Genomic DNA, 8,699 nt, shown 5'->3' on the forward strand with positions numbered 1-8,699 from the left:
AAATATGTGGCTCCGCCCGGTGAGCGAGTTCTAGTTCGCGGCTTCGTCGAGTTCGGCGCTGGCCTCCAGCCATTCTTCCTCGGCGCGTTGCAGCGCGCTCTCGGCACCGGCGCGCGCCTTGGTGAGCTGCGCAGCCTGCTTGGGATCGCGCGTAAAGATATCAGGCAAGGCGAGTGCGGTGTCGATCTTGGCGATGATGCCGTTGATGCGCTCGATCTCGGTCTCGGCTTGCGCCACGCGCTGCCGGGGTGAAGTGCGCTTCTCGTTCCGGCTGCGCTCGGGCCTTGCCGGCTGCTCCTTGACGCGCTCGCGCGACGCCGGCCGGCCGTCATTGGCCGACAGGATCATGCGGCGATATTCGTCGAGGTCGCCGTCATAGGCCGTGACGGTCTGGTTCGCTACGACCCACAGTCGATCGGCGCAGGCCTCGATCAGATAACGATCGTGCGAGACCATGATGATGGCGCCGGGGAATTCGTTGATCGCCTCCGCCAGCGCCGCGCGGCTGTCGATATCGAGATGGTTGGTCGGCTCGTCCAGAATGATCATGTTCGGGCCGTAGAACGTCGCAAGCCCAAGCAGCAGCCGCGCCTTCTCGCCGCCAGACAGGCTTCTCACCAGCGTGTCGCCGGCCTTGCCGGAGAAGCCGATCGCGCCGACGCGGCCGCGCACCTTGCTCTCGGGTGCCTCGGGCATCAGCTTGCGGATATGATCGTAGGGTGAGCCGTCGAGATTGAGCTCGTCGACCTGGTGCTGGGCGAAATAGCCGACCGATAGCTTGTCGGCTCTTGTGATCTTGCCCGAGAACGGCGCGAGCTTGCCGGCCAGCAGCTTGACCAGCGTCGACTTGCCGTTGCCGTTGGAGCCAAGCAGCGCGATGCGGTCGTCGGTATCGATGCGCAACGTCACGCGATTGAGCACGGGCTTGCCCGGCTCGTAGCCGACCGAGACGTCGTCGACCGCGATGATTGGCGGCGACAGCAGCTTCTCCGGCGCCGGGAACGAGATCTCGTGAACATCCTGGGTCACCAATGCGGTGATCGGCTTCATCCGCTCCAGCATCTTGACGCGCGACTGCGCCTGCCGCGCCTTGGAGGCTTTCGCCTTGAAACGGTCGACGAAGTCCTGCAGGCGCTTGCGCTCATCGGCCTGCCGCTTGGCGTGCTTGGCATCGAGCAATTCACGCGAGGCACGCTGTTCCTCGAACGAGGAATAGGTTCCCTTGTAGAGCGTCAGCTTGCCGCGATCGAGGTGCAGGATCTGATCGACCGAGGTGTCCAGCAGATCGCGGTCGTGGCTGATCACGATCACCGTGCGCGGATAATTGGCGAGGTGGTTCTCGAGCCACAACGTGCCTTCGAGATCGAGATAGTTGGTCGGTTCGTCCAGCAGCAGCAGATCGGGCGCCGAGAACAGCGTCGCCGCCAGCGCGACGCGCATGCGCCAGCCGCCGGAAAATTCCGCGCATGGCCGCGCCTGGTCTGATGTCGAGAAGCCGAGGCCGGAGAGGATCGCAGCGGCACGGGCGGGAGCAGAGTGGGCGTCGATGTCGACAAGCCGGGTCTGGATCTCGGCGATCCGATGCGGATCGTGCGCAGTCTCGGCCTCGCGCAGCAGCGCGTCGCGCTCGAGATCGGCCTTCAGCACGACGTTGATCAGGCTTTCGGGGCCGTCGGGCGCTTCCTGCGCAAGGCTGCCGATGCGCCAGCGCGGCGGCAGCGCGATGCTGCCGCTCTCGGTCGGGAGGTCGCCCCGGATGGCATGAAACAGCGTCGACTTGCCGACGCCGTTACGGCCGACAAATCCGACGCGCGCGCCCGGCACAATTTGCACAGAACTGTGATCAATCAACAGCCGCCCGGCGATCCGGACCGAGATGTCAGTAATGGAGAGCATGCAGCGTTGTCACCGGACCCGCTGCGAAACGCAACCCGCAAATCTCTCCGGGGGCTGTTGCAAAAGCACAATTCGGCTGCTGGTCAGCCCACAACATCTCATGGCGATCTAATGGCGATCGCCTTCCCGTCGTTGCATCTCGTCCAGGAGCTGCTGCAGGCGGGACGATAGCGCGGACTCTGGCCGCATGCTTTGCTGGAGCCGTTCACCCACGGCATCACAGATGTAACGGCAAGTCTTGTGATCAATCTGATCGGGATCGTTGTCAATCTGGGTCGGTGTCATCGTCATGGCATGTCTCTTGGCGAGTTCCACCTCGCGTATTCGACTAAGTTCTTGTCATGACAAGTCGCGACGCCGAATTTGGTTTCCGCTCCGCCTTACTCTCGCCTTGAGCTAGTGAGCGGCGTCACGCGGCGGGTTCCCCGGCGTGAAAAAAGCCCCGGCACGAGGCCGGGGCTGAGTTAGTCGGGGGGAGCAGCCGACAGAACAGATGGATCAGTAGCAGCGGTTGACCAGGCGCCAGCGGGGACCCCACGGGGTCGGCACGACGCGGCGCACATAGCAACCGCCACCATAGCCATATCCGTAGCCGCCGTAGTAGGCCGGACCGCCGACGATGACGCGCGGGCCGCCCCACCAGCCGTGATGCCATCCACCGTGCCAGCCGCCATGCCACCCGCCCCAGGCGGAGGCGGAGGTCGGGGCGAGCGCGGCAGCACCGAGCGAAACCGCGGCAATGGCAGCAAGCGAAATTTTGCGTAACATGATCGTCTCCTCGAGGTATGGGCGCGCGCGACGCGCCCGCGGTGACATCGTTTCCCGAGACGTCCTGTGAGGCTTGCGGATGGGGGGCCAGCAAGGCGTCCGATCGATGCAGAGCCTAAGTGGCTGGAGCTGAACGGCAGCGGCACGGCACTGACAGAATGGGTTCACCTAGGTGAAATCGCGGTAAGCCGGCCGAGCCGGCCTCTCTCCGGAGACCGCCAGACGACGGTTTTCGTTGCGAAAATGCGTCAAAACTAAAGGCTAACGCGTCACAGGGTCGCTTGCCGTTATCCGATCGCGCCGATATAAGCCCCGGCAACTCCCAGCCACTGTTTACAAGGACGAAATCATGGCGATTGAACGTACCTTTTCGATCATCAAGCCCGATGCCACCGAGCGCAACCTGACCGGCGCGGTCAATGCGGTGATCGAGAAGGCGGGCCTGCGGGTCGTGGCGCAGAAGCGCATCCAGATGACCCGGGGCCAGGCCGAGACCTTCTACGCGGTCCACAGGGCGCGCCCGTTCTTCGGCGAACTGGTCGAGTTCATGACCTCGGGCCCGGTGGTGGTCCAGGTGCTGGAAGGCGAGGGCGCCATCCTGAAGTATCGCGACGTGATGGGTGCGACCGATCCGTCGAAGGCCGCGGAAGGCACCATCCGCAAGCTCTATGCGAAGTCGATCGGCGAGAATTCGGTGCATGGTTCGGATGCGCCGGAGACCGCAGTGATCGAGATCGCGCAGTTCTTCGCCGGTAACGAGATCGTCGGCTAACGCCGATCAATTGAAAATGACGCGGTCTCCCGAGGAGACCGCGTCATACTAAACTGGGGAGCGGCGGACGACCGCCGCCAGGGGCGGCCGCAAGGCCGAATAGGACTCGCTGTGGACTGGCTGTGGCAGATCTTTGATCCGGCGTACATCGGCGCGTTCTTCACCGAGTTCAAGAACGAGATGGCGACGCCGACCTTCTGGGTCGCCGTCGGCAAGATCATCTGGATCAATGTCCTGCTGTCGGGCGACAACGCGCTCGTAATCGCGATGGCCTGCCGCGGGCTCGCACCGCGCCAGCGTCTATGGGGCATGATTCTCGGCGCCGCCGCGGCGGTGCTGCTGCGCGTCATCTTCACCGGCATCGTCGCCAGCCTGATGGCGCTTCCCTACCTGAAGCTCGTCGGTGGACTGGCGTTGATCGTGATTGCCGCCAAGCTCCTGGTGCCGGAGCAGGAGGACGATGACGGCGTGCACGCGGCCTCGCATCTGTGGGCCGCGGTTCAGATCGTCGTCGTCGCCGATATCGTGATGAGCCTCGACAATGTGATCGCGGTGGCGGCTGCCGCCAATGGCAGCGTGCCGCTGCTGGTGCTCGGCCTTGCGATCAGCGTTCCCTTGATCGTTGCCGGAGCGGCGCTGATCATGGCACTGCTCACCAAGCTGCCGATCCTGGTCTGGGCCGGCGCGGCGCTGCTCGGCTGGATCGCCGGCGACGTCATTGCAACCGATCCGGCCGTGCATCCGAAGCTGGATGCGCTGTTCGCCGGACCGCTCGGTGCCAAGCTCGATTCGTGGCTGACGTCGCTCGGGATGTCGCCGCACTTCGGACACGGCGGCAACGGCGGCGAGATCGCGCTCGCTGTGCTCGGCATCGTCGTGGTGCTGGCGATCGGATCGCTCTGGCGCCGCCACGCGGTCCGCAAGGCCAAGCAGGCCGCCAAGGCAGCGTGATCTAGACGCTAGCGCCGCACGATCGAGCCGGCGCGCCCGACCAGCCGTGCCAATTGCTTGAAGCGGCTGCCGACGCGGTCGGCGACCAGATCCACCATCCGATGCTCGAACACCAGCATCAGCTTGCGACCCTGGGTGCGGAAGTGCGTCGCCGGCAACACGCCGGTGCGGGCCGCCGTGATCAGATGCGCGACGCGGAACGCGGCACCGAGCACGCGCGCGCGCTCGTCCATCGCCGGCGTCACCAGCGCGCGGATCTGCGGCGGCGGTTCGTTTTCCTCGCTGAGGCCTGCGTAGCGATAGAACACCGATAGAGCGACGAAGGCGCGGCCCTGATGCGTGATCGAGCCGAAATTGCCGTTCATGATCAGGCTGAGGGTTTCCTCGCCACGATGATCGGGGTGCACCCGCCAGCCGATGTCGGAGAGCAGGCAGGCGACGTGACGCAGCCTGCGATCTTCCTCGGTCTCGCGCAGCCTGACGACGCGCACCAGGCGGTCGGTCCACGCGGTCAGCTCCTGAGCGTGGCGTGCCGAGCGCGACAGCAGCACGTTGAGGTCCTGCGCGGCGCAGACCAGCCCATCCTTGGCGCGCTCGGCCTGCGGCAGCATCTCGTAGAGCAGGCCCTCGCGTACGCCGAAGGTCGAGAACACGATGGTCTTCGGCTGGGCCACGCGGATGATGTATTCGAGCACGAGCGCGGCGTAGGCCAGCAGCGGCCGCCGCGCATCGGCGACCGACTCGATGTTGGCCAGCATGTCGGTGGCCGCAAGCCGGCGCAGCCGCTGCGCGAAGTCGAGCGCGTCGGCGGCCGGAATTGAATAGCCGTGCATCACCTTGAGCGGGTAGCCGCTCTGGATGATGTGGATGCGTGCCAGCGCGCGCCAGGTGCCGCCGACCGCGTAGAAGGTGCGGCCACGGCCGGTCTTGAGCTGGGCAACGCCGAGCAGCTCGTTCTTGACGATGCGTTCGGCGCGCTTGAGCGATTTGTTCGAGAGATCCTGCAGCGCGAGGCTGCCGAGCGGCAGCGTCACGCCGCTGCGCACGCGGTTGCCCCTGACGTCGATCAGTTCGAGCGAGCCGCCGCCGAGATCGCCGACGATACCGTTCGGATTGTGCACGCCCGAGACGACGCCGAGCGCGGACAGCTTCGCTTCACGCGGTCCGGTGAGAATCTCGATCTTGGCGCCGCAGATACGCTCGGCCTTGGCGATGAAGTCGGGACCGTTCTTGGCGTCGCGGCAGGCTGCGGTTGCGATCGCATAGACGCGGCCGACCTGCTGGATCCTGCACAGCGCGCGAAAGCGGCGAAGTGCGGTGAGCGCCTTGTTGACGGCGTCAGTTGCGAGGAGGCCGGTGCTCTGCACCTCGCGACCAAGCCCGCACAGCGCCTTCTCGTTGAAGATGGTGACGAGGCTGCGCGCCATCGCCTCGTAAACCACGAGACGAACCGAGTTCGAGCCGATATCGATGACAGCGACGCTGGAAGCGCGCTTCCGCGGCCGCTTCACCGTAAAGCTCCCTTAAGACGATGGCTGCTGACGCTCGTTGCGACGCGTGAGACGGCGCGGTGAAGATTCCTTGAGAGACTTACCACGGCCGGACAGACTCGGATTTGTCATAAAATAGTCATGTAGATTGAAGGGCTCTTCGCCTTTCGCGGCCTTCATACGCGTTGACGACCCATCGGGCAACAATTGCCAGCTCTGCTCATTGTCCTTCAGGTTCGCGACCATGATCTGTTCGAGAACCTGCTGATGCACCGTGGGATTTTGCAGCGGACAGAGAACCTCGACGCGGCGGTCGAGGTTGCGCGGCATCATGTCGGCGGAGGAGATATACACAGCAGCTTTTGTGCTCGGCAGGCCCTGGCCCATGCCGAAGCAATAGATTCGGCCATGTTCCAGGAACCGGCCGATCACTGATTTGACGCGGATGTTCTCCGACAATCCCGGCAGCCCAGGCCGCAGGCAGCAGATGCCGCGCACCACGAGCTCGACCGAGACGCCGGCCTGCGAGGCCTCGTACAGCGCGTCGATGATGTCAGGATCGACCAGCGCATTCATCTTCATCCAGACCACGCCGGGCCGGCCGTGCTTGACGTGGGCGATCTCGCCATGGATGTGCTCGATGATCCGCTTGCGCAGCGTCAGCGGCGACACCGCCATCCTCTCGATGTCGCTCGGCTCGGCATAGCCGGTGATGTAGTTGAAGACCCGCGCGACGTCGCGGCCGATGATCGGGTCCGACGTGAAGTAGGAGACGTCGGTGTAGATGCGCGCGGTGACCGGATGATAGTTACCGGTGCCGGTGTGCACATAGGTGGTGAGATTGCCGCCCTCGCGGCGCACCACCATCGACAGCTTGGCGTGCGTTTTCAGTTCGATGAAGCCGTAGACCACCTGCACGCCGGCGCGCTCGAGGTCGCGGGCCCAGCGGATATTGGCTTCCTCGTCGAAGCGCGCCTTCAATTCGATCAACGCGGTCACCGACTTGCCAGCTTCGGCGGCATCCGCGAGCGCGCGCACGACCGGCGAGTTGTTCGAGGTGCGATAGAGCGTCTGCTTGATCGCGACGACGTCGGGATCGCGCGCCGCCTGTTGCAGGAACTGGACGACGACGTCGAAGGATTCGTAGGGGTGGTGGACCACGAGGTCCTTCTGACGGATGGCGGCGAAGATATCGCCGCCATGGTCGCGGACCCGCTCGGGGTGGCGTGGCACATAGGGCGGGAATTCGAGGTCGGGACGATTGAGGCGGGTGAGCTGCGACAGCTCGTTCATTGCGAGCACGCCGTCGACCAGGATCACTTCATCATCCGCGGCCGACAATGCGTGCTGCACGAAGATGCGCAGCTCTTCGGGCATCGTGGCCTCGATCTCGAGCCGGATCACCGATCCGCGGCGGCGGCGCTTGAGCGCGGTCTCGAACAGGCGGACGAGGTCTTCGGCCTCTTCCTCGATTTCGAGTTCTGAGTCTCTGATGATGCGGAACGCGCCCTGGCCCTTGACGGTGTAGCCGGGGAACAGGCGGCCGATGAACAGGCCGGTGGCCTGCTCCAGCGTGATCAGCCGCGCGGGTGCGCCTTCCTTCGCGGAGGGAATGCGGATGAAGCGATCGATCTTGCCGGGCATGCGGATCAGCGCGTTCATCGCCTTGCCGTCGGAGATCCGCGACAATTGCAGCGCCACGGTGAAGCCGAGGTTCGGGATGAACGGGAACGGATGGGCCGGGTCGATCGCCAGCGGGGTCAGCAGCGGGAAGATGTTGTGGAGGAAGTGATCCTCGATCCAGCTGCGCTCGGACTTGGTGACGTCGCGCCCGTCGACCAGCTGGATGCCGACCTTGGCCAGGATGTCGTGCAGGTCGCTCCAGATCGCCTGCTGGTCGGAGGCGAGCTGCGACACGGTCTTGTTGATCATCACGAGCTGCTCGGCCGGCAGCAGGCCGTCCGGGCTGCGCTCGGCAATGCCCTCGCGGACCTGCGCCTTGATACCGGCGACGCGGACCATGAAGAACTCGTCGAGGTTGTTCGCCGAGATCGACAGGAAGCGGACCCGCTCCAGCACGGGATGGCCAAGATTGACCGATTCCTCGAGCACCCGCCGGTTGAAGTGCAGCCAGGAGAGCTCCCGGTTGATGAATCGCTCGGGGCTGGTTGCGATCGCGGGGACGGGCGGGAGTTCCGCCTCTTTCTCTTTGATTTCAGGTGCTTGTGCCGAGTCCATCAAGTGCTGGTCCAATTCGGGGCAGGGGGCCGGAGCGGTCTAACCGAGGGCCGCACCGACCATGTGATATTGCGATGACGTTTCGATGACATTGATGTTCCACCCGCCTGCGCCGTCAAGCCGCGGCATCGCTCAGGCATCGCGCAACAGCTCCGCCGCCAGCGCCCTGGTCACCGGACGGCCGAGCCGGAGCGCCTCGGTATCGAGCAGCTCGACCGCCTGCCGGACCGCGGTATAGGAGCGCTCGATCCGGTTGGTCAGATAGCTGACCAGCGGTTCGTCCACGCTCATCTGGCGGTCGGCGCAGAATTTGAGGATCAGGCCGCGGAACAGCTGGTCGTCGGGCGGCAGCAGCGTCACCGTCGGCACCGCGCGGAGCCGCGACCGCAGATCGCGCAACTCGATCTCGAATGCCGACGGCGGAACGCGCGCCGTGATCAGCACGAAGGCATCGTCCTGGCGCGCGAGATTCATCAGGTGAAACATTGCGCGCTCGTCGAAATCCGACGGCCGGAGGTCCTCGACCACCAGCGCGCCGGTCGCCAGCGCCGTCGGCACCGCGTCGGCGGTCAGCGCATGCGCCG

Annotated in this window: 8 protein-coding genes; 2 read left to right on the top strand and 6 right to left on the bottom strand. The window is 65.0% G+C overall.

Annotated features, from left to right (window positions below):
- Positions 1-30: 30 nt before the first annotated feature.
- The 3 genes from H8A95_RS39800 to H8A95_RS39810 form a co-directional block, all read right to left on the bottom strand.
- Entirely contained in the window at positions 31-1,896 is a 1,866-nt protein-coding gene (locus H8A95_RS39800) for an ABC-F family ATP-binding cassette domain-containing protein (RefSeq protein ID WP_229188007.1), read from the bottom strand.
- A 108-nt stretch (positions 1,897-2,004) separates the two neighbouring features.
- Positions 2,005-2,187, bottom strand: a complete 183-nt coding sequence (locus H8A95_RS39805; protein WP_229188008.1) for a hypothetical protein — start codon at positions 2,185-2,187, stop codon at positions 2,005-2,007.
- A 207-nt stretch (positions 2,188-2,394) separates the two neighbouring features.
- Entirely contained in the window at positions 2,395-2,664 is a 270-nt protein-coding gene (locus tag H8A95_RS39810; RefSeq protein ID WP_229188009.1) for a sulfur globule protein precursor, read from the bottom strand.
- A 349-nt stretch (positions 2,665-3,013) separates the two neighbouring features.
- Between H8A95_RS39810 and ndk the strand changes: the two genes are divergently transcribed.
- Both ndk and H8A95_RS39820 read left to right on the top strand, forming a co-directional pair.
- A complete protein-coding gene (gene ndk / locus H8A95_RS39815) occupies positions 3,014-3,436 on the top strand; it encodes a nucleoside-diphosphate kinase (protein WP_229188010.1) in 423 nt (140 codons plus the stop codon).
- Between the two features lie 111 nt (positions 3,437-3,547).
- Positions 3,548-4,387, top strand: a complete 840-nt coding sequence (locus H8A95_RS39820) for a TerC family protein (protein WP_229188011.1) — start codon at positions 3,548-3,550, stop codon at positions 4,385-4,387.
- An 8-nt stretch (positions 4,388-4,395) separates the two neighbouring features.
- Here H8A95_RS39820 and ppx read toward each other — a convergent pair whose 3' ends face one another.
- The 3 genes from ppx to H8A95_RS39835 form a co-directional block, all read right to left on the bottom strand.
- Positions 4,396-5,898 carry an exopolyphosphatase gene (gene ppx / locus H8A95_RS39825; RefSeq protein WP_229188012.1) on the bottom strand — a complete coding sequence of 501 codons (1,503 nt, stop codon included), beginning with the start codon at positions 5,896-5,898 and terminating at the stop codon, positions 4,396-4,398.
- 12 nt (positions 5,899-5,910) lie between these two features.
- Positions 5,911-8,115, bottom strand: coding sequence for an RNA degradosome polyphosphate kinase (locus H8A95_RS39830; protein ID WP_229188013.1), 2,205 nt, complete (start codon positions 8,113-8,115; stop codon positions 5,911-5,913).
- Positions 8,116-8,247: 132 nt separating this feature from the next.
- A partial coding sequence (locus tag H8A95_RS39835) for a P-loop NTPase family protein (protein WP_229188014.1) occupies positions 8,248-8,699 on the bottom strand: 452 nt, incomplete at its 5' end.

Source organism: Bradyrhizobium oropedii, from assembly GCF_020889685.1.
GTDB lineage: Bacteria > Pseudomonadota > Alphaproteobacteria > Rhizobiales > Xanthobacteraceae > Bradyrhizobium > Bradyrhizobium oropedii.

Excerpts from the sequence above, each read along its gene's own strand:
- H8A95_RS39800 (WP_229188007.1), bottom strand. The coding sequence starts at position 1,896 with ATGCTCTCCATTACTGACATCTCGGTCCGGATCGCCGGGCGGCTGTTG.
- H8A95_RS39805 (WP_229188008.1), bottom strand. The coding sequence starts at position 2,187 with ATGACGATGACACCGACCCAGATTGACAACGATCCCGATCAGATTGAT.
- H8A95_RS39810 (WP_229188009.1), bottom strand. The coding sequence starts at position 2,664 with ATGTTACGCAAAATTTCGCTTGCTGCCATTGCCGCGGTTTCGCTCGGT.
- ndk (WP_229188010.1), top strand. The coding sequence starts at position 3,014 with ATGGCGATTGAACGTACCTTTTCGATCATCAAGCCCGATGCCACCGAG.
- H8A95_RS39830 (WP_229188013.1), bottom strand. The coding sequence starts at position 8,115 with ATGGACTCGGCACAAGCACCTGAAATCAAAGAGAAAGAGGCGGAACTC.